Consider the following 25599-nt stretch of genomic DNA (forward strand, 5'->3'; position numbering starts at 1 on the left):
CCCGCCGCCCTCGTCACCGGCGCCGCCGCAGCGTCCGGCGGGCGTAGCCGAGGGCGACCGCGCCGAGCAGCGGGCCCCAGGCGACCAGGGGCAGGTAGGCGAGCGTCATCACCACGGCGGCGAAGCCGTGCGGGGAATCCGGCTCGGCCAGGTTGTGCGCCCAGCCGCCGAGCAGTGCGGCCGTGCCGACGTAGGTGAGGACCGCCGAGCCCAGCAGCGCCGGGACGATCGCGGCGAGCGGCCGGACCCGACGGCCGCCTATCAGGGGGATCCACCGGGGCGCCACCAGCCCCCAGGGCCGGACCAGGCCCAGGGTCAGGAAGGCCAGCGCCTCCGCCAGGGCGCTCAGCGCCACGCAGTAGACCGTGCCCCAGCCCGGCTGGTGCGCGCCGTACGCCGCGGCCGTCGCGCCGGAGAAGCCGACCGGGACGCCGAAGCCGAAGGCGATCCGCCACAGCCCCGAGGGGATGGTGCTGAGGACGGCGGCCCCGGCGGCGAGCCGGGCCCAGCGCGGGGCGGGCGGGACGTTCGGGGCCGCCGCCGCGGCCCGGTGGGCGGTGCCGCGGGCGGTGATCACGAGCTTCGACATGGTGGTGGACTCCCTTCGGCTCCGACCTCCGTGGCCGGTGCGATGACTCAAGACTGGAGGCCCGCCAGGGGTTCGCGGCAGATGCCGATCGGGCTGTTCCTCCTGCTCAACCGGCCTTTGAAATATGCCGATCGGCACAGGCGCGCCGCCCGGGCGGCGTCGTAGTGTGACGGCAGTCGAAGGGTCGAGAAGGGGTGATGACGATGACTCAGATCCTGTCCGGGATCGTCCTGGTCCTGGTGCCGCCGGCCTGGGCGGCGCGGGGGCGGTACGGGGCGGCGGCCGTGACCATGGCGCTCGGGGCGGCGTCGGTCGTGGTCACGGTCGCCGTCTGGCTCCTCGGCCGCTGGACGGAGGGGCAGCGGTGGGCCGGGCTGGCGGGCCTGGTCGAGCTGGCCGTCCTGCTGCTGTCGGTGGTCGTCAGCCTGCGCGCCGAGGACGGCCCGCGGTACGCGGCGGCGGCCTGGACGGCCTGCGGAGCGGTCGCCCTCTGGCCGTCCCGGTTCGCGTTCGTCGAGGGGCCCGCGGACACGCTCACGCTCTTCGGCTTCGGATCGATGCTCTCCCTGCCGGCCGTCCTGGTCGGGCTCTACCTGCGGGGCCTGGACGAGGGGCGCCGCGAGGCGGTGGCCGAGGCCAGACGGGCACAGCGGCTCGAACTGGCCCACGACCTGCACGACTTCGTGGCGCACGATGTCAGCGGCATGGTCGCCCAGGCCCAGGCGGGGGCCTATCTGGCGGGGATCGATCCGGCCGGCGCGGCCGAGATGTTCCAGCGAATAGAGCAGGCCGGGCAGCGGGCGCTGGCCTCGCTGGACCGGACGGTACAGCTGCTGCGCAGCGAGGAGCAGGGCGGCCGCGGTCCGCAGCCCAGACTCGCCGAACTCGCCGAGGTGGCCGAGCGGTTCACCGCGACGGGCGGCGTGAACGTCCGCCTGGAGCTGCCGGAGGAGCCGGTGCCGCGCGAGGTGGAGGGCACCGTCCACCGGATCGTGGTCGAGTCCCTGACCAATGTCCGGCGGCACGCTCCGGCCGCGCGGGCGGTCGAGATCCGGGCCCGCCGCAGCGGTGGACGGCTGGAGCTGACCGTGACCAACGACGGTCGGGCACCGGGCCCGGCGGGGCGGCCGCGCCGGGGCGGCGGCAGCGGACTGCCGGGGTTGGCGGCCCGGGTGGAGGCCCTCGGCGGTTCGCTGGAAGCCGGTCCGTACGAGCGGGAGGCCTGGCGGGTGACGGCGGTGCTGCCGCTGGAGGAGGCCGGCACGGGGCCGGCGTGATCGTAGGAGCCGACGAAGGTCGGCAACGGGGAGAGGTGCGGGACATGGGCAGTGGCACAGGGCCGGTTCGGATCCTGATCGCGGACGACCAGGCGGATGTCCGCAGCGCGTTCCGGATGATCCTGGACGTCCAGCCGGACATGGTGGTGGTCGCGGAGGCGGCGGACGGCGCCGCGGCGGTGGCGGAGGCACGGAGGCTGCGGCCGGACGTGGTGCTCGCGGACATCCGGATGCCGAAGCTCGACGGCCTGGAGGTCACACGCCAGTTGGCCGACCAGTGCAAGGTGATCGTGGTGACCACCTTCGACCTGGACGAGTACGTGCACACGGCGCTGCGGCACGGAGCGGCCGGGTTCCTGCTGAAGCGCTCGGGGCCGGTGCTGCTGATCGAGGCGGTCCGGGCGGCGATGGCCGGGGACGCGTTGATCAGCCCGCAGGTCACCGTCCGGCTGCTGCGGCACATGGCACTCCCGGGCGCGGAGTCGAAGCCGGCGCTGAAGTCGGGGCCGGGCGTGAAGGCGGCCGCGGCGGTTCCGCAGCCGACAGCCGGGCCGACGGAGGAACTGACCACGAGAGAAAGGGAGATCGCCGAGCTGGTGGCAGACGGTGCGACCAACGCCGAGATCGGCGCAGGGCTGTTCATCTCACCGGGGACGGTGAAGAACCACCTCGCCAACGTCCAGCGCAAGATCGGCGCCCGCAACCGGGTGGGCATCGCGGCCTGGGTCTGGGAGCAGACGGCCGGCCGCCAGTAGCGGGCCCCGTCCCGGAGCACGAGGGCCCGCGGCCCCGGCGGGCACCACCGGAGCGGGACGGCGGGCGCGTGGGAGAGGGGGAAGGGAACCCCGCCCGACGGCAGGCTCGCGCGCTTGTGAACGAAGGGTCAAGCGAGCGTTCGGGCCCCGCCACCCCTGCGAGTGAGCCGCTATAACACGTCAACATGACGTCTGAAAATTTGCTCCCTACGACGCATAGTTGATATAGGAACACGCCCCTGACCTGCCACTTCACAAGTAAATGCGACCGCTTGTGATCGTTTGACTGCTTTGCGTCGACAAATCTGGGCATGCTCACATTCGACCCCATTTACAGGGTGTCGTAGATCACAAAGATGGCGTTGAACTGCGTGTCGCAGATCACAAGCCGACGGGCATAAGATGCGCTCGTTCCAGGCTTTGTGAACTGCCTCACATGAGGTGGATCTCGGGAACCGGAACGCGGGTTCACCTCAGTGTGACCTGCCGGTTCCGATCTGCAGTCAAGGACGACTGGACGGAGGGAGCGGGGGCTATGAATGCCTACGCGCCGATCCTCGTACTCGGTGCCATCGCGGCGGCGTTCGCGGTCGGCTCCGTCGTGATGGCCTCACTCACCGGCCCCAAGCGCTACAACCGGGCCAAGTTGGAGGCGTACGAGTGCGGCATCGAGCCGACCCCGCAGCCCGTGGGCGGCGGTCGGTTCCCGATCAAGTACTACCTGACGGCGATGCTCTTCATCGTCTTCGACATCGAGATCGTCTTCCTCTACCCCTGGGCGGTGACCTTCGACGCCCTGGGGATCTTCGGGCTGGTCGAGATGCTCCTGTTCATCGCCACCGTCTTCGTCGCGTACGCCTACGTGTGGCGGCGCGGCGGTCTGGAGTGGGACTGAGCGCGGGGTGGTCAGAGCGCGGGGTGGTGGCCCACCCGTCCGCCGGCTGAGCACCCGCTTGTGAACGAGCGGACAAGCCAGAACCGGCCCACGTATCAGAGGACTTGAGGGCATTGAGAGGGATCTGATGGGAATCGAGGAGAAGCTGCCGAGCGGCTTTCTGCTCACGACCGTGGAGACGGCCGCCGGCTGGGTGCGCAAGGCGTCACTCTTCCCGGCCACCTTCGGTCTGGCCTGCTGCGCGATCGAGATGATGACCACCGGGGCGGGCCGCTACGACCTGGCCCGGTTCGGCATGGAGGTCTTCCGGGGCTCCCCCCGGCAGGCCGATCTGATGATCGTGGCGGGCCGGGTGAGTCAGAAGATGGCCCCGGTGCTGCGCCAGGTGTACGACCAGATGCCCAACCCCAAGTGGGTCATCTCGATGGGTGTCTGCGCCTCGTCCGGCGGGATGTTCAACAACTACGCGATCGTCCAGGGCGTCGACCACATCGTCCCGGTGGACATCTACCTGCCCGGCTGTCCGCCCCGTCCGGAGATGCTGATGGACGCCATCCTGAAGCTGCACGACAAGATCCAGCACGAGCCGCTGGGCGTGAACAGGCGCCGGGCCGAGGAGCTCGGCGAGGCGCTCGCCCTCAAGGCCACCCCGATCAGCGAGATGCGGGGGCAGCTGCGATGAACGAGCAGGTACCCGAGACCCGCCGCGAGCAGCCGGTCCGCGAGATCCCGGTCGAGGTGGTCGGCCGCCGCCAGGGCATGTTCGGTGCCGAGGGCAGTGGCGACACCTCCGGCTTCGGCGGTCTGGCCGCCCCGATCGTGCTGCCCGGTCCGAGCGAACGCCCGTACGGCGGTTGGTTCGACGAGGTCGCCGACGAGCTGGAGGGCGCCCTGGAGGAGCAGGGCCTGGACCCGGTCGAGGTGATCGAGAGGACGGTGGTCGACCGCGGCGAGATCACCTTCCACATCGAGCGCGACCACCTGCTGAGGACCGCCCGGATCCTGCGCGACGACCCGGCGCTGCGCTTCGAGCTCTGCCTGGGGGTGAGCGGCGTGCACTACCCCGGCGACAAGGGCCGCGAGCTGCACGCGGTCTACCACCTGCGCTCGATCACCCACGGCCGGCTGATCCGGCTGGAGGTCACCGCGCCCGACGCCGATCCGCGCGTCCCCTCCGTGGTGAGCGTCTACCCGACCAACGACTGGCACGAGCGCGAGGCCTACGACTTCTTCGGCCTGGTCTTCGAGGGCCACCCGGCGCTCACCCGGATCATGATGCCGGACGACTGGCTGGGCCACCCGCAGCGCAAGGACTACCCGCTCGGCGGCATCCCCGTCGAGTACAAGGGCGCCCAGATCCCGGCTCCCGACCAGCGGAGGTCGTACAGCTGATGAACACCCAGCACTATGGAGAGACCGAGGAAGCCGACGCCCGCGAGACCACCGAGGGCCGGGTCTTCACCGTCACCGGCGGCGACTGGGGCGAGGTGGTCGAGGCGGTCGGCCGGGCCGACGACGAGCGCATCATCGTCAACATGGGCCCCCAGCACCCGTCCACCCACGGCGTGCTGCGGCTGATCCTGGAGATCGACGGCGAGACGGTGAAGGAGGCCCGCTGCGGCATCGGCTACCTCCACACCGGCATCGAGAAGAACATGGAGTTCCGCAGCTGGGTCCAGGGCACCACCTTCGTGACCCGCATGGACTACCTGACCCCGCTGTTCAACGAGACGGCCTACTGCCTGGCGGTCGAGAAGCTGCTCGGCATCACCGGCGACGTCCCGGACCGCGCCAACGTCATCCGGGTGATGATGATGGAGCTCAACCGGATCGCCTCGCACCTGGTCTGCCTGGCCACCGGCGGCATGGAGATCGGCTCCACCACCCTGATGATCTACGGCTTCCGGGACCGCGAACTGATCCTGGACGTCTTCGAGCTGGTCACCGGCCTGCGCATGAACCACGCGTACGTGCGCCCCGGCGGCCTCGCCCAGGACCTGCCGCCCGGCGCGGTCGACCAGATCCGCGAGGCGGTCAAGGTCTTCCGCTCCCGGATGCACGAGTACGACAAACTCGCCACCGGCAACCCGGTGTTCAAGGCCCGCCTGGTCGACGTCGGCTTCCTGGACCTGCCCGGCTGCCTGGCCCTCGGCGCCACCGGTCCGATCCTGCGCGCCACCGGCCTGCCGCACGACCTGCGCAAGACCGACCCGTACTGCGGTTACCAGGACTACGACTTCGAGGTCGCGATCGCGGAGAGCGCCGACTCCTACGGCCGCTTCCTGATCCGCCTGGAGGAGATGAAGCAGTCGCTGCGGATCGTCGAGCAGTGCCTGGACCGGCTGCGGCCCGGCCCGGTCATGGTGGCCGACAAGAAGATCGCCTGGCCGGCCCAACTGGCCGTCGGCCCGGACGGGATGGGCAACTCCCTCGACCACATCCGCAAGATCATGGGCACCTCGATGGAGGCCCTGATCCACCACTTCAAGCTGGTCACCGAGGGCTTCCGGGTCCCGGTCGGCCAGGCGTACGCGGCGGTCGAGTCGCCCAAGGGCGAGCTGGGCGTGCACGTGGTCAGCGACGGCGGGACGCGTCCGTACCGGGTCCACTTCCGGGACCCGTCGTTCACCAATCTGCAGACGATGGCGGCGATGTGCGAGGGCGGCCAGGTGGCCGACGTGATCGTCGCGGTGGCCGGGATCGACCCGGTGATGGGAGGCGTGGACCGGTGACCAACGTCGAACTCGGACTGCCGGCACTGCCGGCCGCACCGTACCCCGAGGAGGTGCGTGCCCGGCTGGCCGCCGACGCCGCCGAGCTGATCGCCCGCTACCCGCAGGCCCGCTCGGCGCTGCTGCCGCTGCTGCACCTGGTGCAGGCGGAGGAGGGCTTCGTCAGCCCGACCGGGATCCGCTTCTGCGCCGAACAGCTGGACCTCACCACCGCCGAGGTCACCGCGGTCGCGACCTTCTACACCATGTACCGGCGTCGCCCGGCCGGGAAGTACCACGTCGGGGTCTGCACCAACACCCTGTGCGCGGTGCTCGGCGGCGACCAGATCTTCGCCGAGCTCCAGGAGCACCTGGGCGTCCGCAACAACGAGACCACCGAGGACGGCGAGGTCTCGATCGAGCACATCGAGTGCAACGCGGCCTGCGACTACGCGCCCGTGGTGATGGTCAACTGGGAGTTCTTCGACAACCAGACCCCGGACAGCGCCCGGCAGCTGGTCGACGACCTGCGCGCCGGCCGAGAGGTCCGGCCCACCCGCGGCGCCCGGCTGTGCGGCTTCAAGGAGACCTCCCGGATCCTGGCCGGCTTCCCCGACGAGCGCCCGGGGGCCAACGACGAGTCCGGCGCCGGCGGCGCGCCCTCCCTGGCCGGCCTGCGGCTGGCCCGCGGCGAGGCGCTGCCCGGCGCCCCCGGCACCAAGGTGGTCGCCCCGCGCCCCGAATCCCCGCGCCCCGACGCACCCCGCCCCGAGGCCAACGGCCAGGCAGGCAACGGCCAGGCGGGCACCACCCAGGCGGGCAACGGCCAGGAAGGGAGCGAAGCGTGATGACCTCCGCCGAGCCGGCCGAGAAGCTGCTCACCCCGGTCCTGTCCGACTCCTGGGACGACAGCCGCCCCTGGACGCTCGACACCTACCGCCGCCACCACGGCTACGAGGGCCTCAAGGCGGCCCTCGCCATGCCGCCCGACGACGTGATCGCCCTGGTCAAGGACTCGGGCCTGCGCGGCCGCGGCGGCGCAGGCTTCCCCACCGGGATGAAGTGGCAGTTCATCCCGCAGAACGACGGCAAGCCGCACTACCTGGTGGTCAACGCGGACGAGTCCGAGCCGGGCACCTGCAAGGACATCCCGCTGCTGTTCGCCAACCCGCACGCGCTGATCGAGGGCATGATCATCGCCTCCTACGCGATCCGCTGCGACCACGCCTTCATCTACCTGCGCGGCGAGGTCGTCCCGGTGCTGCGCCGGCTGCACGCGGCCGTCGCCGAGGCGTACGGGGCGGGGCTGCTGGGCCGGAACATCCTCGGCTCGGGCGTCGACCTGGACATCACCGTGCACGCCGGCGCCGGCGCCTACATCTGCGGCGAGGAGACGGCGCTGCTGGACTCGCTGGAGGGCCGCCGCGGCCAGCCCAGGCTGCGGCCCCCGTTCCCGGCCATCGCCGGCCTGTACGCCTGCCCGACGGTGGTCAACAACGTCGAGTCGATCGCCTCGGTGCCGCCGATCCTGTCCCGCGGCAAGGAGTGGTTCAAGGCCCTGGGCACCGAGAAGTCCCCCGGCTTCACGCTCTACTCGCTCTCCGGCCACGTCACCAACCCCGGCCAGTACGAGGCCCCGCTCGGCGTCACGCTGCGCCAGCTGCTCGACCTCAGCGGCGGCGTCCGCGCCGGGCACCGGCTGAAGTTCTGGACCCCGGGCGGCTCCTCCACCCCGATGTTCACCGACGAGCACCTCGACGTCCCGCTGGACTACGAGGGCGTCGGGGCGGCCGGCTCGATGCTCGGCACCAAGGCGCTCCAGGTCTTCGACGAGACCACCTGCGTGGTGCGGGCCGTCACCCGCTGGACGGAGTTCTACGCCCACGAGTCCTGCGGCAAGTGCACCCCCTGCCGCGAGGGCACCTACTGGCTGGTCCAGCTGCTCAAGCGGATCGAGGCGGGCCAGGGCGTCGACGGGGACCTGGAGAAGCTCCTCGACATCGCCGACAACATCAACGGCAAGTCCTTCTGCGCCCTGGGCGACGGCGCGGCCAGTCCGATCGTCTCCTCGCTCCAGCACTTCCGGGCCGAGTACGAGCAGCACCTGGCCGAGCGCCGCTGCCCGTTCGACCCGGCCGCCTCCACCGTCTGGGCCGACGGCCCCCGCCCCGGCCACCAGTCCGCCACCGAAAGGGAGGTGCACGCGTGACGATCACAGAGCCAACGGCCTCCGAGACAGCGGTCGAACTGGTCACGCTCACCATCGACGGCGTCGAAGTGCGGGTCCCCAAGGGAACGTTGGTGATCAGGGCCGCCGAGACCATCGGCACCCAGATCCCGCGCTTCTGCGACCACCCGCTGCTCGACCCGGCCGGCGCCTGCCGCCAGTGCATCGTCGAGGTCGAGGGCCAGCGCAAGCCGGTCGCCTCCTGCACCATCCCGGTGGCCGAGGGCATGGTGGTGCGCACCCAGCTCAGCTCGCCGGTGGCCGAGAAGGCCCAGCGCGGCGTGATGGAGCTGCTGCTGATCAACCACCCGCTGGACTGCCCGGTCTGCGACAAGGGCGGCGAGTGCCCGCTGCAGAACCAGGCGATGAGCAGCGGCGCCGCCGACTCCCGCTTCGAGGGGATGAAGCGCACCTACGAGAAGCCGGTGCCGATCAGCAGCCAGGTGCTGCTGGACCGCGAGCGCTGCGTGCTGTGCGCGCGCTGCACCCGCTTCTCACAGCAGATCGCCGGGGACCCGTTCATCGACCTGGTGGAGCGCGGGGCGCTGCAGCAGGTCGGCACCGGCGAGGGCGACGACTTCGAGTCCTACTTCTCCGGGAACACCATCCAGATCTGCCCGGTGGGCGCGCTCACCTCGGCGGCGTACCGGTTCCGCTCGCGCCCCTTCGACCTGGTCTCCTCGCCGAGCGTGTGCGAGCACTGCGCCTCGGGCTGCGCGCAGCGCACCGACCACCGGCGCGGCAAGGTGCTGCGCCGGCTGGCGGGCGAGGACCCGGCGGTGAACGAGGAGTGGAACTGCGACAAGGGCCGCTTCGCCTTCCGCTACGCCCAGCAGCGCGACCGGCTGACCACCCCGCTGGTGCGGGTGGACGGCGAGCTGGTGCCGGCCTCCTGGCCGGAGGCGCTGGCCCGGGCGGCCGAGGGGCTGCGCGGGGTCCGGGCGGGGGTGCTGGCCGGCGGCCGGGTGACGGTCGAGGACGCCTACGCGTACGGGAAGTTCGCGCGGGTGGTGCTGGGCACCAACGACGTGGACTTCCGGGCCCGCCCGCACAGCGGCGAGGAGGCGGACTTCCTGGCCGCGGCGGTGGCCGGGCGGGGCGTCGACGTGGACGGCACCGGGGTGTCGTACGAGGACCTCGACCGGGCGCCGGCGGTGCTGCTGGCGGGCTTCGAGCCGGAGGAGGAGTCGCCGATCGTCTTCCTGCGGCTGCGCAAGGCGACCCGGGCGACGGGCCTGAAGGTGTTCTCGGTGGCCGCGTTCGGCTCCCGGGGCCTGGCGAAGCTGCGCGGGGCGCTGCTGCCGGCCGCCCCCGGCACCGAGCCGGAGTGGTTCGCGGCGCTGGCGGCGGACGAGCCGCTGAACGACGACGCGGGCCGGGCGGCCGAACTGCTGCGCACCCCGGGCGCGGTGATCCTGGCGGGCGAGCGGCTGGCCGCCGTCCCGGGCGGGCTGACGGCGGTGCTGCGGCTGGCGCACGCGACGGGTGCGAGGCTCGCCTGGGTGCCGCGCCGGGCCGGTGAGCGCGGGGCCGTCGAGGCGGGCGTGCTGCCGGGCCTGCTGCCCGGCGGGCGTCCGGTGGCCGTTCCGGCGGCCCGGGCGGAGGCGGCGGCGGTGTGGGGCGGGGCCGAACCGCCGTCCCGGCCGGGCCGGGACACCGACGGGATCCTGGCGGCGGCCGCGGCGGGCGAGTTGGACGCGCTGCTGGTCGGCGGCGTGGACCCGGACGACCTGCCGGATCCGGCGCTGGCCGACGAGGCGCTGGCGGCGGTGCCGTTCCTGGTGTCGCTGGAGCTGCGGCCCTCGGCGGTGACGGCGCGGGCCGACGTGGTGCTGCCGGTGGCGGCGGTGGCGGAGAAGGCCGGCACCTTCCTGGACTGGGAGGGCCGGGTGCGGATGTTCGAGTCGGCGCTCAAGCCGGACCAGCAGATGGGCCGCCACCTCCAGCCGGACCTGCGGGTGCTGGGCATGCTGGCCGACGCGCTGGGCCACCGGCTGGGCCTGCCGGACGTCCGGGCGGCCCGGCTGGAGCTGGACCGCTTCGCCCCCTGGGAGGGCGACCGCACGGCCGACCCGGCGGCGCACCCGGACCTGCTGCCCCGACCGGCCACCGGCCAGGCGGTGCTGGCGGGTTGGCGCCTGCTGCTGGACAACGGCGTGCTGCAGCAGGGGGACCCGCACCTGGCGGGCACCCGGCACCGGGCGGTGGCCCGGATCTCGGCGGAGACGGCCAAGGAGATCGGCGCCGAGGCGGCCGAGGAGCTGCGGCTGACCGGTCCGGCCGGATCGCTGACCCTGCCGCTGGAGGTCACCGACTCGATCCCGGACCGCACGGTCTGGGTCCCGCTGGACTCCACGCCGGGCGGTGCCCACCGCGCTCTCGGCACCACCGTCGGCCACCTGGTCACGATCGCCCCGGCCGAGTCGGAACCCGAGCCCGAAGTCGGACCCGGACCCGAAGTCGGACCCGCACCCGGGGCCGGCTCCGAACCCGGGGCCGCGGACGAGACCGCCGATGACGGCACAGGGGAGGACCGATGACGTCGCAGCCGTACGAGACGCTCCACTTCTTCGGGCAGGACCCGTGGTGGCTGGTGCTGCTGAAGGCGGTGTTCTGCTTCGCCTTCCTGGTCCTGACGGTGCTGATCGCGATCGTCTGGGAGCGCAAGGTGGTGGCCTGGATGCAGCTGCGCATCGGGCCCAACCGGCACGGCCCGTGGGGCCTGCTGCAGTCGCTGGCGGACGGCGTGAAGCTGGCGCTGAAGGAAGACCTGGTGGTCAAGGGCTCGGACAAGGTGGTCTACATCCTGGCCCCGATCGTCTGCGCCATCCCCGCGTTCATGGCCTTCGCGGTGATCCCGTTCGGTCCGGCCGGCAACGAGGTGTCGATCTTCGGCGCCCGTACGCCGCTCCAGCTGACGGACTTCCCGGTCGCGCTGCTGTACGTCCTGGCGACGGCCTCGGTGGGCATCTACGGCATCGTGCTGGCCGGCTGGTCCTCGGGTTCGACGTACCCGCTGCTGGGCGGGCTGCGCTCGTCCGCGCAGATGATCAGCTACGAGATCGCGATGGGCCTGTCCTTCGCGGCGGTGTTCATCTACTCGGGCTCGATGTCGACCTCGGAGATCGTGGCGCACCAGCAGCCGACCTGGTTCGCGGCGCTGCTGCCGGTGTCGTTCATCGTCTACATCATCGCGATGGTCGGCGAGACCAACCGGGCGCCGTTCGACCTGCCGGAGGCCGAGGGCGAGCTGGTCGGCGGCTTCAACACCGAGTACTCCTCGCTGAAGTTCGCGATGTTCATGCTGGCCGAGTACGTGAACATGGTGACGGTCTCGGCGGTGGCCTCGACCCTCTTCCTGGGCGGCTGGCGGGCCCCGTGGCCGGTGACGACCTTCTGGGAGGGCGCCAACCACGGCTGGTGGCCGATGCTGTGGATCACGCTGAAGATCCAGCTGCTGCTGTTCTTCTTCATCTGGCTGCGCGGCACGCTGCCCCGGCTCCGCTACGACCAGTTCATGAAGCTGGGCTGGAAGGTGCTGATCCCGGTCTCGCTGGTGTGGCTGGTGCTGATCGCGAGCGTGCGGGCGCTGCGCAACGAGGGCTACGGCTTCGGCCAGGTGGTGCTGTACGTGGGCGCCCCGGTCGGGGCGGTGCTGCTGCTGGCGCTGCTGCGGGACTTCCTGAGGAAGCAGCCGGAGCCGGGGGAGGCCCCGCCCGGTGCGGGCCCGGCCCGGCCGAAGGACGGGGGGGAGTTCGACCCGATGGCGGGCGGCTACCCCGTCCCGCCGCTGCCCGGCCAGGTGCTCCCGCCGGTGCCGCGCCGCCGCAGCCGTGCCCCGAAGCAACTCCAGGACGCCCTCAACGGGGCCGACCATTCCGAAGGGAGCTGAACCGAGATGTCCGACCAGTCCGATCGAACGGGCCACGCCGAACGGGGCGACCGTCCGTCGATCCTCGGCCCGGCCGCCGGCTTCGGCGTGACCTTCAAGGCCATGTTCAAGAAGCGGCTCACCGAGCAGTACCCGGAGCAGAAGAAGCCCACCGCTCCGCGCTTCCACGGCCGCCACCAGCTGAACCGGCACCCGGACGGCCTGGAGAAGTGCGTCGGCTGCGAGCTGTGCGCGTGGGCCTGCCCGGCCGACGCGATCTACGTGGAGGGCGCGGACAACCAGGACGAGGAGCGCTACTCCCCGGGTGAGCGCTACGGCGCGGTGTACCAGATCAACTACGCCCGCTGCATCCTGTGCGGGCTGTGCATCGAGGCCTGCCCGACCAGGGCGCTGACCATGACCAACGAGTACGAGCTGGCCGACTCCTCCCGGCGGGACCTCATCTTCAGCAAGGAGCAGCTGCTGGTGGGCCTGTCCGAGGGCATGGTCGACACTCCGCACGCGATCTTCCCGGGCACCGACGAGGGCGCGTACTACCGGGGCGAGGTCACCGCGGCGGCGCCGGGGACGGTCCAGCAGGAGCGCACCGAGCGGGACAAGGAGGTGCAGCAGTGATCGCGCGGCTGGCGGAGGCGACCGGGACGACCTCGACGGGCGAGGCCGTCCAGTTCTGGGTGCTCGCGGTGATCGCGGTCGGCGGTGCGCTCGGCATGGTGCTGATGCGCAAGGCCGTGCACAGCGCGCTCTGCCTGGCGGCCACCATGATGGCGCTGGCGGTCTGTTACATGGCCCAGGGTGCGGTGTTCCTGGGCGTGGTGCAGATCGTGGTCTACACCGGCGCGATCATGATGCTGTTCCTGTTCGTGGTGATGCTGGTCGGCGTCACCGGCGAGGACTCGCTGAAGGAGCAGCTGAAGGGCCAGCGGTTCGCCGCGGCGCTGTGCGGGCTGGGCTTCGGCGTGCTGCTGATCGCCGGGATCGCCAACGCGAAGCTGGACCACTTCACCGGGCTGTCCGAGGCGAACGCCGAGGGCAACGTGCCGGGCCTGGCCCGGCTGATCTTCACCCGCTACGTGTGGGCCTTCGAGGTCACCGGCGCGCTGCTGATCACCGCGGCGATCGGCGCGATGGTGCTGACCCACCGGGAGCACGTGAAGGCGCCGAAGACGCAGCGCGAGCTGGCGGCGCAGCGGGTCGTGGACAACATCCAGCTGCCGCCGCTGCCGGCGCCGGGCGTGTACGCCCGGCACAACGCGGTGGACGTGCCGGGGCTGCTGCCGGACGGCACGATCGCCGAGGACTCGGTGATGGCGACGCTGCGCGAGCGCGGCCAGGTCCGGGACGTCAGCCAGGCGATGCTGCGGCGGATGGCGGAGCTGGAGAACAGCACGGCGGACTGGCTGGGCCGTCCGTCCTCGGAGCGGCCGGCCGTGAAGGCCCCGCGCAAGTCGCTGGAGCCGGTGCCGGCCAACGGCGCTCCGCTGCCGGCGAACGGCGGGGCGGTGACGGCAAAGGGGTCGGCGAACGGGCCGGCGAACGGCGGGCCGGTGCCGGCGAACAACGTGAAGCACCCGGCCGACGAGGAGGGCGCGGAGTGAACCCGGTCAACTACCTCTACCTGTCGGCCCTGTTGTTCACCATCGGAGCGGCCGGGGTGCTGGTCCGACGCAACGCGATCGTGCTGTTCATGTGCGTGGAGCTGATGCTGAACGCCTCGAACCTCGCCCTGGTGACCTTCTCCCGGCTGCACGGGACCTTGGACGGCCAGATCATCGCGTTCTTCACGATGGTGGTCGCGGCGGCCGAGGTCGTGGTCGGCCTCGCCATCATCGTCTCCATCTTCCGGACCAGGCACTCCGCTTCGGTCGACGACAGCAACCTGATGAAGCTGTAGGCGGAGGGCCCTCGGTGAAATCTCTCATTCCGCTGCTGGTGGCGGCTCCACTGGCGGGCGCCGCCCTGCTGCTGCTCGGCGGCCGGGCGCTGGACCGCTTCGGCCACTGGCTGGCCACCGCGCTCGCGGCGCTCTCGTTCGGCTTCGGCCTGGCCCTGTTCTCGGACATGCTCGGCCGTGACGCCGAGCACCGGGCGGTCACCCGGCACCTGTTCAGCTGGATCCCGGTGAACGGCTTCCAGGCCGATATCTCCTTCCGGCTCGACCAGCTGTCGATGACCTTCGTCCTGCTGATCACCGGTGTCGGCACGCTGATCCACCTCTACTCGGTCGGCTACATGGCGCACGACGAGCGCCGGCGCCGCTTCTTCGCGTACCTGAACCTGTTCCTGGCCGCCATGCTGCTGCTGGTGGTCGCGGACAACTACCTGCTGCTGTACTTCGGCTGGGAGGGCGTGGGCCTGGCCTCGTACCTCCTGATCGGCTTCTGGCAGCACAAGCCGAGTGCGGCGACGGCGGCGAAGAAGGCCTTCATCGTCAACCGGGTCGGCGACATGGGCCTGTCCATCGCGATCATGCTGATGTTCGCCGAGTTCGGCTCCTTCGCCTTCGACCCGGTCTTCGGCGGTGCCCACCAGGCGAGCGAGGGCAAGCTGACGGCGATCGGCCTGATGCTGCTGCTGGCGGCCTGCGGCAAGTCGGCGCAGGTGCCGCTGCAGTCCTGGCTCGGGGACGCGATGGAGGGCCCGACCCCGGTGTCGGCGCTGATCCACGCGGCCACCATGGTGACCGCGGGCGTCTACCTGATCACCCGCTCCTCGGCGGTCTTCGACCTGGCGCCGGACGCGCAGACCGCCGTGGTGGTGGTCGGCGCGGTCACGCTGCTGTTCGGTGCGATCGTCGGTTGCGCCAAGGACGACATCAAGAAGGCGCTGGCCGGCTCGACGATGTCGCAGATCGGCTACATGGTGCTGGCGGCCGGGCTCGGCCCGATCGGCTACGCCTTCGCGATCATGCACCTGGTGACCCACGGCTTCTTCAAGGCCGGGCTGTTCCTCGGCGCCGGGTCGGTCATGCACGGCATGAACGACGAGGTGAACATGCGTCACTACGGCGGCCTGCGGAAGTACATGCCGGTCACCTTCGTCACCTTCGGCCTCGGCTACCTGGCGATCATCGGCTTCCCGGGCCTGTCCGGCTTCTTCTCCAAGGACAAGATCATCGAGGCGGCCTTCGCCAAGGGCGGCACCGAGGGCTGGATCCTCGGGGGGTGCGCGCTGGTCGGCGCGGCGGTCACCGCGTTCTACATGACCAGGGTCATGGTGCTGACCTTCTTCGGCGAGAAGCGCTGGCAGCCGGACGCGGGGGGCAACGCCCCGCACCCGCACGAGTCGCCGCGGACGATGACCGTCCCGATGGTCCTGCTGGCCTTCGGCTCGGTCTTCGCGGGCGGACTGTTCGCCTTCAACGACTCCTTCCTGAAGTGGCTGGAGCCGGTCACCGGGCACGAGGAGGGCAACTCCCCGCTCGCCCCGCTGACCGTCACCCTGCTGACCACGGCCTGCATGCTGGCCGGCGTCGGCCTCGCGTACCTGGTGTACGGGCGCTCGCCGGTCCCGGTGGTGCCGCCGGTCGGCTCCCCGCTCACCCGGGCCGCCCGCCGCGACCTGCTGCAGGACGACTTCAACCACGCGGTGCTGGTGCGGCCGGGCTCGGCGCTCGCCGCGGCGCTGGTCTTCTTCGACAGCCGCGGCCTGGACGGCGTGGTCAACGGCCTGGCCGCCGGGATCGGCGGGCTCTCCGGCCGGCTGCGGCGGGTCCAGAACGGCTATGTCCGCTCGTACGCGCTCTCCATGTTCGGCGGCACGCTGGTGCTGGTCGCCATGACTCTCCTGATGAGGTCCACGTGATGACTCGTCCTGATATCCGTTGGGGGGCCAGGCCTATGAGCGAGCGCAGCGAGCTCGTCATCAAGAGGCGCGTGTGGGCGAATGCCCCTGCCGAGCGCAGCGAGGTGGGCGCATGAGCTTCCTGTTGACCGCCACGTGCGCCGTCCCGGCGGCCGGCGCGGTGCTGACGGCCGCGCTGCCCGCCGGGTCCTCCGAGAGCCGGCGCAGGACCACCAAGGCCGTCGCGCTGGGCGCCTCGGCCGTCACCCTGGTGCTGGCCGCCGTGGTGGCGGCCCGGTTCGACCCGCACGGCGCCCGCTTCCAGCTGAACGAGTCGTACAGCTGGATCCGCTCCTTCGGCATCACCTTCTCGCTCGGCGTGGACGGTATCGGCGCGGTGCTCGCCCTGCTCACCGCCGTGCTCGTGCCGCTGGTGATCCTCGCCTCCTGGCACGACGCCGACCCGGCGCCGGCCGGGCCGGACGGCACCTTCGAGAACAAGCGCCGCACCCAGGCCTTCTTCGCCCTGATCCTGGCGGTGGAGGCGATGGTGGTCGTCTCCTTCTACGCCACCGACGTCTTCGTGTTCTACGTGTTCTTCGAAGCCATGCTGATCCCGATGTACTTCCTGATCGGCGGCTTCGGAGACCGGGCGGGCGGCCCCGAGTCGGCGCGTCAGCGCTCCTACGCGGCCGTGAAGTTCCTGCTCTACAACCTGCTCGGCGGCCTGGTGATGCTGGCCGCCGTGATCGGCCTGTACGTGACGGCGCAGGACCAGGGCTTCGGCACCTTCGACCTGCCGACGCTGACCTCGGCGATCGCCGACGGCCGGCTCCAGCTGACCGGCACCGCCGAGAAGGCGCTGTTCCTGGGCTTCTTCTTCGCCTTCGCGGTGAAGGCCCCGCTCTGGCCGCTGCACACCTGGCTGCCGAACGCGATGGGCGAGTCCACCGCCGGCACCGCGGTGCTGATCACCGCGGTGGTGGACAAGGTCGGCACCTTCGCGATGCTGCGCTTCTGCCTCGGGCTGTTCCCGAACGCCTCGAAGACCTTCGCCCCGGCGATCCTGGTCCTCGCGCTGATCGGGATCGTCTACGGCGCGCTGCTGGCGATCGGCCAGAAGGACATCAAGCGGCTGGTGGCGTACGCCTCGATCTCGCACTTCGGCTTCATCATCATGGGCGTCTTCGCCCTGACCAGCCAGGGCCAGAGCGGCGCGACCCTCTACATGGTGAACCACGGCCTGTCCACGGCGGCGTGGATGCTGGTGGCCGGCTTCCTGATCTCCCGTCGCGGCTCGCGGCTGATCGCCGACTACGGCGGCGTGCAGAAGGTCGCCCCGGTGCTGGCCGGGACGTTCCTGATCGGCAGTCTGGCCACCCTGTCGCTGCCCGGGCTGGCCCCGTTCGTCAGCGAGTTCCTGGTCCTGGTGGGCACCTTCACCCGCTACCCGGCGATCGGGATCGTGGCCACCTTCGGCATCGTGCTGGCCGCGCTGTACGCCCTGCTGCTGTACCAGCGCACCATGACCGGCCCGGTGAAGGACGGGGTGCGCACGATGCCCGACCTCAAGGCCCGCGAACTCGCCGTGGTCGGCCCGCTGGTGGCGCTGACCATCCTGCTCGGCGTCTACCCGAAGCCGCTCACCGACCTGGTCAACCCCTCGGTGAACGCGACGCTCTCGCAGGTCCACCAGACCGACCCGGCGCCGGCCCACCCGGTCGCCGCCACCTCAGGAGGTGAGCAGAAGTGAGTGCCACCGCAGTGCTCGCCGCCGCCGGCGGCAACACCCCCAGCATCCCGGCGCCGCACATCGAGTACGGCCAGCTCTCCCCGATGCTCGTGGTGTTCGCGGCCGCCGTGGCCGGCGTCCTGGTGGAGGCCTTCGTGCCCCGCCGGTACCGGCACTGGACCCAGGTGACGCTCGCCCTGGCCGGGCTGGTCGGCGCCTTCGTCGCCGTGGTGGTGCTGGCCGTGCAGAGCCACGGCTTCACCCGGATCGACCTGCTGGCCATGGAGTCCGTCGCGATGGACGGCCCCGCGCTGTTCCTCCAGGGCGTGATCCTGCTGGCCTCCGTGGTCGCGGTGCTCACCTACGCCGAGCGGAGGCTGGAGCCCAAGGCCGGCGGCCTGCCCGCCGACGCCTTCGCCGCCCAGGCCGCCGCCACCCCCGGCGGCGAGCAGGAGCGGGCCGCGGTCCGGGCCGGCTTCGCCACCAGCGAGGTCTTCCCGCTCACCATGTTCGCGGTCGGCGGCATGCTGCTGTTCCCCGCCGCCAACGACCTGCTGACCATGTTCGTGGCGCTGGAGGTCTTCTCGCTGCCGCTGTACCTGCTGTGCGCGCTGGCCCGGCGCCGCCGGCTGCTCTCCCAGGAGGCGGCGGTCAAGTACTTCCTGCTCGGCGCCTTCGCCTCGGCGTTCTTCCTGTTCGGCACCGCGCTGCTGTACGGCTACGCGGGCAGCGTGAAGCTCGGCGACATCGGGGACGTCATCTCCGGCAAGGCGATGACCACCCCCGCGCAGCTGAGCACCACCCAGAGCGACGCGCTGGTGCTGACCGGCCTGGCGATGCTGGCGGTCGGCCTGCTGTTCAAGGTCGCCGCGGTGCCCTTCCACTCCTGGACCCCGGACGTCTACCAGGGCGCGCCGACCCCGGTGACCGGCTTCATGGCGGCGGCCACCAAGGTCGCGGCCTTCGGGGCCTTCCTGCGGCTGTTCTACGTGGCCTTCCCGGGCCTGCGGTTGGACTGGCGGCCGGTGATGTGGGGCGTCGCGATCCTCACCATGGTGGTGGGCGCGGTGCTCGCGGTGACCCAGCAGGACGTCAAGCGCCTGCTGGCGTACTCCTCGATCGCGCACGCGGGGTTCATCCTGACCGGCGTGATCGCCGTCAACAAGCAGGGCATCTCCTCGGTGCTGTTCTACCTGCTGGCGTACTCCTTCGTGACGCTCGGCGCGTTCGCGGTGGTGACGCTGGTGCGCGACTCCAAGGGCGAGGCGACCCACCTGTCCAGCTGGGCCGGCCTCGGGCGGCGCTCGCCGCTGGTGGCGGCGGTGTTCGCGCTGTTCCTGCTGGCCTTCGCCGGGATTCCGCTGACCTCCGGGTTCACCGGGAAGTTCGCGGTGTTCCAGGCCGCGGCCAGCGGCGGGGCGACCCCGCTGGTGGTGGTCGGTGTGCTGAGCTCGGCGGTGGCCGCGTTCTTCTACATCCGGGTCATCGTGCTGATGTTCTTCTCGGACCCCCAGCCGGGGGGCCCCACGGTGGCGGTCCCGAGCGCCTTCACGGCGACCGCGATCGGGGTGGGGGTGCTGGTCACGCTGGGTCTCGGACTGCTGCCGCAGTACTTCCTCGACCTCGCCTCCAAGGCCTCGCTGTTCGTGCGCTGACCTTTACGCCCACCGCCTCCGACCAGGGCCCCGTCCGGGCCGCGCTCAGCCCGCGCGGCCCGGACGGGTCTGTGTCGGGTGCCGGGGTCGGGGGAGTTCCGGGGGCTCTCCCACCTTTATTACCAGCCGAATTCGCCCCCACCGCCGTCCGGCCCGCGCAGCCGCCCTGACCAGGGCATCAAGCCCGATCATGACAGGATCCGCACGCCCGTGCAGTGATCCACTCGCGACCGGATACCCTGCCTGTATGGCCAGCGGCGGCACTCAGGGACCAGGCCGCTAGATCGACCAGGGACAGAGGAGTGGTCTTCGTGACCGTCGTGGAACCCTTCGGGCTCAGCGTGCAGGACCGCGACCTGACCCGGGACGTCCAGGCCGGACTGGACGCTGTGGAGGCGGCGCTCGGTGAGGCCGTCAAGAGCGACGTCCCCTTCATCACCGTCACCGCCAGTCACCTCCTCGAGGCCGGCGGCAAGCGCTTCCGCCCGCTGCTCCTGCTGCTGGCCGCCCAGTTCGGCGACCCGGGGGCGCCCGGCGTGGTGCCCGCCGCCGTGGTGGTCGAACTGACCCACCTGGCCACGCTCTACCACGACGACGTCATGGACGAGGCGCCGGTGCGCCGGGGCGCCCCGAGCGCCAACTCCCGCTGGGACAACTCGGTCGCCATCCTCACCGGCGACTTCCTGTTCTCCCGCGCCTCCCAGGTGCTCTCCGACCTCGGCCCGGAGGCCGTGCGGATGCAGGCCGAGGCCTTCGAGCGGCTGGTCACCGGCCAGATCCTGGAGACCCGCGGCCCGGGCCAGGACATGGACCCGCTGCTGCACTACCTGGACGTCCTGGAGGGCAAGACCGGCTCGCTGATCGCCGTCTCCTGCCGGATAGGAGCGCTGATGGCCGGTGCCGAGCGCGAGCTGGTGGACACCCTCGGCGAGTTCGGCGAGCGGATCGGCATCGCCTTCCAGCTGGCCGACGACGTGCTCGACATCGCCAGCGACGGCCACGAGTCCGGCAAGACCCCCGGCACCGACCTGCGCGAGGGCGTGCCGACCCTGCCGACCCTGCTGCTGCAGCAGATGCCCGCCGACCCGGCCGACCCGGACGACGCCCGGCTGCGCGAACTGCTCGACCAGGACCTCTCCGACGACGACCTGCACGCCGAGGCGCTGCGCCTGCTGCGCGCCCACCCCGCGCTGGAGCGCGCCCGCGCCGAGACCCTGCGCCGGGCCGAGGAGGCCCGGGCGCTGCTCGCGCCGCTGCCGGACTGCGCCGCGAAGGCCGCCCTGGAGGGCCTCTGCGACGCGGTGGCGATCCGCACGATGTGAGGCCCCGCTCCGGGGAGGACCCCGCTCCGGGCGGGACCGCCGGGAGCCGTCCGGGCCGGGCCGAGAGGTGGCCCGTCCCGGACCCTCCGCCCGCCCCGGGATGGGGGAGACTGACTTCCGTCAGCACACGCCTGCCCGGAAGGTCGTTATGCGTCGCGTCGTCATCGCCGAGGACTCCGTACTGCTCAGGGAGGGGCTGACCCGGCTGCTCACCGATCGCGGCCTGGAGGTCGTCGCCGGGGTCGGTGACGGAGACGCCCTGGTGAAGACCATCCACGACCTGGCCGCCGCCGACGCCCTGCCGGACGTCGTGGTCTCCGACGTGCGGATGCCCCCGAACCACACCGACGAGGGCCTGCGCGCCTGCGTGGAACTGCGCGCCCGTTACCCGCAGCTGGGCGTGCTGGTGCTGTCGCAGTTCGTGGAGGAGCGCTACGCCTCGGAGCTGCTGGCCGGCTCGACCCGGGGCGTGGGGTACCTGCTGAAGGACCGGGTCGCCGAGGTGCGCGAGTTCGCCGACGCGGTGGTCCGGGTCGCCGAGGGCGGCACCGCGCTGGACCCGGAGGTGGTGCAGCAGCTCCTCAGCCGCAGCCGCAAGGGCGACGTTCTGGCCAATCTCACGCCGCGCGAGCGCGAGGTGCTCGGGCTGATGGCGGAGGGCCGCACCAACGCCGCGGTGGCCAAGCAGCTGGTGGTCTCCGACGGCGCGGTGGAGAAGCACGTCAGCAACATCTTCCTCAAGCTGGGACTGGCTCAGAGCGCCGAGGACCACCGCCGGGTGCTGGCCGTGCTCACCTACCTCAACTCCTGACGCCCTCCGGTTCCGTCGCCCCGGCGCCCGGGGCGCGCCCCCGGGAGCGCATCTCGGCCATGCGCCCGTGAGGTGCTCGCGCCCGCCCGTCCGAGCCGGAATGATCTCCGGCGGGCGGGCGTTGACCTTCATGTGCGGTGCAGCCGCGGGCCGGTGAAATAACTGCCGTGCTTCCGGTCGCCGTCGGGTCGGCCCGCATAGGATGCGAGAGGTGCACCAGGCGGACGGGGCACGGGGCCGCGCCCGCGGTGGTGCGCCCACGAGGAGGTCCGCGGCAGTGACCAGTCAGGTCGATCAGTCAGAGGCAGTGGACGGCCCGGACGGCGACGAGGCCCGCGCCGGGAGCGGAGACGCGCACGCGGGTGCGGACGCGTCCGCCGGACCGCCCGGCCCGGGCGGCCCTCCGGTGAAGCCGGGCAAGCCCATCCGCAGACTCGATCGGGTGATCATTCGCTTCGCCGGCGACTCCGGTGACGGCATGCAGCTGACCGGTGACCGTTTCACCTCGGAGACGGCGTCCTTCGGCAACGACCTGTCCACGCTGCCGAACTTCCCGGCCGAGATCCGGGCGCCCGCCGGCACCCTGCCGGGCGTCTCGTCCTTCCAACTGCACTTCGCGGACCACGACATCCTGACCCCGGGCGACGCCCCGAACGTGCTGGTCGCGATGAACCCGGCCGCGCTGAAGGCGAACGTGCCGGACCTGCCGCGCGGTGCCGAGATCATCGTCAACACCGACGAGTTCACCAAGCGGGCGCTGGCCAAGGTCGGTTACCCGGCGGACCCGCTGGGCGACGGCTCGCTGGACGGCTTCCACCTGCACAAGGTGCCGCTGACCACGCTGACCCTGGAGGCGCTCAAGGACAGCGGCCTGGCCCGCAAGGACGCCGAGCGGGCGAAGAACATGTTCGCCCTGGGCCTGCTGTCCTGGATGTACCACCGGCCCACGCACGGGACGGAGTCGTTCCTGCGCACCAAGTTCGCCAAGAAGCCGCAGATCGCCGAGGCGAACATCACCGCCTTCCGGGCGGGCTGGAACTTCGGCGAGACCACCGAGTCCTTCGCCGTCTCCTACGAGGTGCCGCCGGCCAGGCTCCCGGCCGGGCGCTACCGCAACATCTCCGGCAACCTGGCGCTGTCCTACGGGCTGATCGCCGCCTCGCGGCGCTCCGGCCTCCCGCTGTACCTGGGCTCGTACCCGATCACCCCGGCCTCGGACATCCTGCACGAGCTGAGCCGGCACAAGGACTTCGGGGTGCGCACCTTCCAGGCGGAGGACGAGATCGCCGGCGTCGGCGCGGCGCTCGGCGCCGCCTTCGGCGGGGCGCTCGGGGTGACCACCACCTCCGGGCCGGGTGTCGCGCTGAAGTCCGAGACGATCGGCCTGGCCGTCTCGCTCGAACTGCCGCTGCTGGTCGTGGACATCCAGCGCGGCGGCCCGTCCACCGGCCTGCCGACCAAGACCGAGCAGGCGGACCTGCTGCAGGCGATGTTCGGCCGCAACGGCGAGGCGCCGGTGCCGATCGTCGCCCCGGCCACGCCCGCGGAGTGCTTCGACGCGGCGCTGGAGGCGGCCCGGATCGCGGTCACCTACCGCACCCCGGTGTTCCTGCTCTCGGATGGCTACCTGGCCAACGGCTCGGAGCCCTGGCGGATCCCCGAGGTCGACGAACTGCCGGAGATCGACCCGGAGTTCGCCACCGGCCCGAACCGCGAGGACGGCGCCTTCTGGCCGTACCTGCGCGATCCGCGGACCCTGGCCAGGCCCTGGGCGCTGCCCGGTACGCCCGGCCTGGAGCACCGGATCGGCGGCATCGAGAAGCAGGACGGCACCGGCAACATCTCCTACGACCCGGCCAACCACGACTTCATGGTCCGCACCCGGCAGGCCAAGGTCGACGGCATCACGGTGAAGCCGGTCGAGGTGGACGACCCGAGCGGCGACGCCCGGGTGCTGGTGCTCGGCTGGGGCTCGACGTACGGGCCGATCACCGCCGCGGTGCGCCGGGTGCGCGCGGACGGCGGCGAGGTCGCCCAGGCGCACCTGCGCAACCTCAACCCGTTCCCGGCCAACCTGGGCTCGGTGCTGCGGAGTTACGAGAAGATCATCGTTCCCGAGATGAACCTGGGGCAGCTGGCCCTGCTGCTGCGGGCGAAGTACCTGGTGGACGCCGAGTCCTACAACCAGGTGCGCGGACTGCCCTTCAAGGCGGCCCAGTTGGCGGACGTGCTGTGGGCCGCGATCGGCACCCTGGACGAGGAGGACCACCGATGAGCGAGAGCGGCTTCCCGTCCCTGCGACTGGTGCCCAAGGCCGAAGGCCCGCAGAGCGCCCGGGACTTCAAGACCGACCAGGAGGTGCGCTGGTGCCCGGGCTGCGGGGACTACGCGATCCTGGCGGCGGTGCAGTCCTTCATGCCGGAGCTGGGCATCAAGCGGGAGAACACGGTCTTCGTCTCCGGCATCGGCTGCTCCTCGCGCTTCCCGTACTACATGAACACCTACGGGGTGCACTCGATCCACGGCCGGGCGCCGGCGATCGCGACCGGGCTGGCCACCTCGCGCCAGGACCTGAGCGTCTGGGTGGTGACGGGTGACGGCGACGCGCTGTCGATCGGCGGCAACCACCTGATCCACGCCCTGCGGCGGAACGTCAATTTGAAGATCCTGTTGTTCAACAACCGTATCTACGGCCTCACCAAGGGCCAGTACTCGCCCACCAGCGAGCTCGGCAAGATCACCAAGTCCACCCCGATGGGCTCGCTGGACGCGCCGTTCAACCCGCTGTCGCTGGCGATCGGCGCCGAGGCCACCTTCGTCGCGCGCACCATCGACTCGGACCGCCAGCACCTCCAGTCGGTGCTGCGGGCGGCCGCCGAGCACCAGGGCACGGCGCTGGTGGAGATCTACCAGAACTGCAACATCTTCAACGACGGGGCCTTCGAGGTGCTGAAGGACCCGGGCAGCCGGGACGAGGCGCTGATCCGGCTGGAGCACGGGAAGGCCGCCCGCTTCGGCGCGGACCTGGCGAACGGCGTCTTCCGGGGCCCGGACGGCGAGCTGTTCACCGCCCCGGTCACGGCGGACAACGAGGCGGACGTCCTGGTCCACGACGCGCACGCGGCCAGCCCCGCCACCGCCTTCGCGCTCTCCCGGATCGCCGACGCGGACACCCTGCACCACACGCCGATCGGCGTGCTGCGCAGCGTCGAACGGCCGGTCTACGACGAGCTGATGGCGAGCCAGCTGGCCACCGCCACCGACGGGCGCGGCCCGGGCGACCTGGCCACGCTGCTCGCCGGCCACGACACCTGGACGGTGGACTGACCGTCCGACCGTCCGTCGGAGCGAGCGACGCCCCCTGTCCCGGCCGGGACAGGGGGCGTCGTCGTCGCCCGCTCCTACCGCTCCTGCTGCTCGGCCCACTCGACCAGTTCGACGACCACCCCGTTCGGGTCGACGACCTGGAAGAGCTTCTCGCCCCACGGCTCCTCGCGCAGCGGCAGGGTGATCACGACCCCCTCCTCGCGCAGCCGCCGCTCCTCGGCGGCGATGTCCTCGACGACGAACGCCAGGATCACGCCGTCCGCGATCCGGTGGCGCTGGTCCTCGGGGAGGACTTCGAGGCCGCGCCGCAGGTAGACGACGTCGACCCCGCCGCCCGGGTGCGCGAGAGAGACGAAGCCGTCGGCCGACATCTGCTCGGTGTAGCCGAAGTGCCGCTGGAGGAAGGCGGCGGAGGTGGTGACGTCCTCGACGGTCAGGGAGACGGCGGTCGTGGTGATCTGCAAGGCGGAGAACCCTCTCGTCGGCATCGCACGGTTATCCCGTACGAAGTACACTATACATAGTACGGAGAATTGCGCCAGGGGTCTCCGCGGAATCCGGGACGGGGCCGGAAACGACGGAGGGAGGCTCCCCGGGCGGGGGAGCCTCCCTCCGGAGGTCGG

The 25599-nt window shown here is 71.6% G+C and carries 22 protein-coding genes; 20 read left to right on the top strand and 2 right to left on the bottom strand.

The annotated features are described in order from the left end of the window. Nucleotides 1–13 precede the first annotated feature (13 nt). A complete protein-coding gene (locus AMK13_RS34225; protein WP_241853150.1) occupies nt 14–589 on the bottom strand; it encodes a hypothetical protein in 576 nt (191 codons plus the stop codon). 197 nt (nt 590–786) lie between these two features. Here AMK13_RS34225 and AMK13_RS34230 point away from each other — a divergent pair, with 197 nt between their 5' ends. The 20 genes from AMK13_RS34230 (at nt 787) to AMK13_RS34325 (ending at nt 24976) form a co-directional block, all read left to right on the top strand. Beyond that, entirely contained in the window at nt 787–1866 is a 1080-nt protein-coding gene (locus AMK13_RS34230; protein ID WP_079272753.1) for a sensor histidine kinase, read from the top strand. Nucleotides 1867–1910: 44 nt separating this feature from the next. Next, nucleotides 1911–2621 carry a response regulator gene (locus AMK13_RS34235; protein ID WP_074005519.1) on the top strand — a complete coding sequence of 237 codons (711 nt, stop codon included), beginning with the start codon at nt 1911–1913 and terminating at the stop codon, nt 2619–2621. A gap of 535 nt (nt 2622–3156) precedes the next feature. Then, complete coding sequence (locus tag AMK13_RS34240) at nt 3157–3516, top strand: NADH-quinone oxidoreductase subunit A (protein WP_030060100.1); 360 nt, start codon at nt 3157–3159, stop codon at nt 3514–3516. A 127-nt stretch (nt 3517–3643) separates the two neighbouring features. Beyond that, entirely contained in the window at nt 3644–4198 is a 555-nt protein-coding gene (locus AMK13_RS34245; protein ID WP_074005520.1) for a NuoB/complex I 20 kDa subunit family protein, read from the top strand. Continuing rightward, a complete protein-coding gene (locus tag AMK13_RS34250; RefSeq protein ID WP_074005521.1) occupies nt 4195–4908 on the top strand; it encodes an NADH-quinone oxidoreductase subunit C in 714 nt (237 codons plus the stop codon). Before AMK13_RS34245 ends, AMK13_RS34250 begins: the two co-directional genes overlap by 4 nt. Continuing rightward, nucleotides 4908–6248 carry an NADH-quinone oxidoreductase subunit D gene (locus tag AMK13_RS34255; protein WP_049651167.1) on the top strand — a complete coding sequence of 447 codons (1341 nt, stop codon included), beginning with the start codon at nt 4908–4910 and terminating at the stop codon, nt 6246–6248. Before AMK13_RS34250 ends, AMK13_RS34255 begins: the two co-directional genes overlap by 1 nt. Next, complete coding sequence (gene nuoE / locus AMK13_RS34260; protein WP_074005522.1) at nt 6245–7075, top strand: NADH-quinone oxidoreductase subunit NuoE; 831 nt, start codon at nt 6245–6247, stop codon at nt 7073–7075. The genes AMK13_RS34255 and nuoE overlap by 4 nt, the downstream gene beginning before the upstream one ends. Beyond that, nucleotides 7075–8436, top strand: a complete 1362-nt coding sequence (gene nuoF / locus AMK13_RS34265) for an NADH-quinone oxidoreductase subunit NuoF (protein WP_049651165.1) — start codon at nt 7075–7077, stop codon at nt 8434–8436. The genes nuoE and nuoF overlap by 1 nt, the downstream gene beginning before the upstream one ends. Beyond that, nucleotides 8433–10994, top strand: coding sequence for an NADH-quinone oxidoreductase subunit G (locus AMK13_RS34270; protein WP_079272754.1), 2562 nt, complete (start codon nt 8433–8435; stop codon nt 10992–10994). Before nuoF ends, AMK13_RS34270 begins: the two co-directional genes overlap by 4 nt. Beyond that, nucleotides 10991–12346 (top strand): NADH-quinone oxidoreductase subunit NuoH, encoded by a 1356-nt coding sequence (gene nuoH / locus AMK13_RS34275; RefSeq protein ID WP_074005523.1) that lies wholly within the window; start codon nt 10991–10993, stop codon nt 12344–12346. The genes AMK13_RS34270 and nuoH overlap by 4 nt, the downstream gene beginning before the upstream one ends. A gap of 6 nt (nt 12347–12352) precedes the next feature. Beyond that, entirely contained in the window at nt 12353–12961 is a 609-nt protein-coding gene (gene nuoI / locus AMK13_RS34280; protein ID WP_074005524.1) for an NADH-quinone oxidoreductase subunit NuoI, read from the top strand. Beyond that, nucleotides 12961–13944: an NADH-quinone oxidoreductase subunit J gene (locus AMK13_RS34285; protein ID WP_079272762.1), complete on the top strand. Its 984-nt coding sequence runs from the start codon at nt 12961–12963 to the stop codon at nt 13942–13944. Before nuoI ends, AMK13_RS34285 begins: the two co-directional genes overlap by 1 nt. Next, nucleotides 13941–14240, top strand: coding sequence for an NADH-quinone oxidoreductase subunit NuoK (nuoK, locus tag AMK13_RS34290; protein WP_049652557.1), 300 nt, complete (start codon nt 13941–13943; stop codon nt 14238–14240). The genes AMK13_RS34285 and nuoK overlap by 4 nt, the downstream gene beginning before the upstream one ends. Before the next feature lie 14 nt (nt 14241–14254). Continuing rightward, nucleotides 14255–16150 carry an NADH-quinone oxidoreductase subunit L gene (gene nuoL / locus AMK13_RS34295; RefSeq protein ID WP_074005525.1) on the top strand — a complete coding sequence of 632 codons (1896 nt, stop codon included), beginning with the start codon at nt 14255–14257 and terminating at the stop codon, nt 16148–16150. A gap of 112 nt (nt 16151–16262) precedes the next feature. After that, complete coding sequence (locus AMK13_RS34300) at nt 16263–17882, top strand: NADH-quinone oxidoreductase subunit M (RefSeq protein ID WP_074005526.1); 1620 nt, start codon at nt 16263–16265, stop codon at nt 17880–17882. After that, nucleotides 17879–19516: an NADH-quinone oxidoreductase subunit NuoN gene (nuoN, locus tag AMK13_RS34305; protein WP_049652549.1), complete on the top strand. Its 1638-nt coding sequence runs from the start codon at nt 17879–17881 to the stop codon at nt 19514–19516. Before AMK13_RS34300 ends, nuoN begins: the two co-directional genes overlap by 4 nt. Before the next feature lie 311 nt (nt 19517–19827). Further along, nucleotides 19828–20838: a polyprenyl synthetase family protein gene (locus AMK13_RS34310; protein ID WP_049652569.1), complete on the top strand. Its 1011-nt coding sequence runs from the start codon at nt 19828–19830 to the stop codon at nt 20836–20838. A gap of 148 nt (nt 20839–20986) precedes the next feature. Next, on the top strand, nt 20987–21649 hold the full coding sequence (locus AMK13_RS34315) for a response regulator transcription factor (RefSeq protein WP_049652547.1): 663 nt from the start codon (nt 20987–20989) through the stop codon (nt 21647–21649). 277 nt (nt 21650–21926) lie between these two features. After that, entirely contained in the window at nt 21927–23924 is a 1998-nt protein-coding gene (locus AMK13_RS34320) for a 2-oxoacid:acceptor oxidoreductase subunit alpha (RefSeq protein WP_380718634.1), read from the top strand. Continuing rightward, nucleotides 23921–24976, top strand: coding sequence for a 2-oxoacid:ferredoxin oxidoreductase subunit beta (locus AMK13_RS34325; protein ID WP_074005528.1), 1056 nt, complete (start codon nt 23921–23923; stop codon nt 24974–24976). Before AMK13_RS34320 ends, AMK13_RS34325 begins: the two co-directional genes overlap by 4 nt. Before the next feature lie 74 nt (nt 24977–25050). Here AMK13_RS34325 and AMK13_RS34330 read toward each other — a convergent pair whose 3' ends face one another. Continuing rightward, a complete protein-coding gene (locus tag AMK13_RS34330; protein ID WP_074005529.1) occupies nt 25051–25440 on the bottom strand; it encodes a VOC family protein in 390 nt (129 codons plus the stop codon). Nucleotides 25441–25599: the final 159 nt, after the last annotated feature.

This window comes from Streptomyces sp. CB02056 (assembly GCF_001905545.1).
In the GTDB taxonomy this organism is placed as follows: Bacteria; Actinomycetota; Actinomycetes; order Streptomycetales; family Streptomycetaceae; genus Kitasatospora.

Coding starts and splice junctions, on each gene's coding strand:
- AMK13_RS34225 (WP_241853150.1), bottom strand. CDS start 589: ATGTCGAAGCTCGTGATCACCGCCCGCGGCACCGCCCACCGGGCCGCG.
- AMK13_RS34230 (WP_079272753.1), top strand. CDS start 787: ATGACGATGACTCAGATCCTGTCCGGGATCGTCCTGGTCCTGGTGCCG.
- AMK13_RS34235 (WP_074005519.1), top strand. CDS start 1,911: ATGGGCAGTGGCACAGGGCCGGTTCGGATCCTGATCGCGGACGACCAG.
- AMK13_RS34240 (WP_030060100.1), top strand. CDS start 3,157: ATGAATGCCTACGCGCCGATCCTCGTACTCGGTGCCATCGCGGCGGCG.
- AMK13_RS34245 (WP_074005520.1), top strand. CDS start 3,644: ATGGGAATCGAGGAGAAGCTGCCGAGCGGCTTTCTGCTCACGACCGTG.
- AMK13_RS34250 (WP_074005521.1), top strand. CDS start 4,195: ATGAACGAGCAGGTACCCGAGACCCGCCGCGAGCAGCCGGTCCGCGAG.
- AMK13_RS34255 (WP_049651167.1), top strand. CDS start 4,908: ATGAACACCCAGCACTATGGAGAGACCGAGGAAGCCGACGCCCGCGAG.
- nuoF (WP_049651165.1), top strand. CDS start 7,075: ATGACCTCCGCCGAGCCGGCCGAGAAGCTGCTCACCCCGGTCCTGTCC.
- nuoH (WP_074005523.1), top strand. CDS start 10,991: ATGACGTCGCAGCCGTACGAGACGCTCCACTTCTTCGGGCAGGACCCG.
- nuoI (WP_074005524.1), top strand. CDS start 12,353: ATGTCCGACCAGTCCGATCGAACGGGCCACGCCGAACGGGGCGACCGT.
- AMK13_RS34300 (WP_074005526.1), top strand. CDS start 16,263: ATGAGCTTCCTGTTGACCGCCACGTGCGCCGTCCCGGCGGCCGGCGCG.
- AMK13_RS34315 (WP_049652547.1), top strand. CDS start 20,987: ATGCGTCGCGTCGTCATCGCCGAGGACTCCGTACTGCTCAGGGAGGGG.
- AMK13_RS34325 (WP_074005528.1), top strand. CDS start 23,921: ATGAGCGAGAGCGGCTTCCCGTCCCTGCGACTGGTGCCCAAGGCCGAA.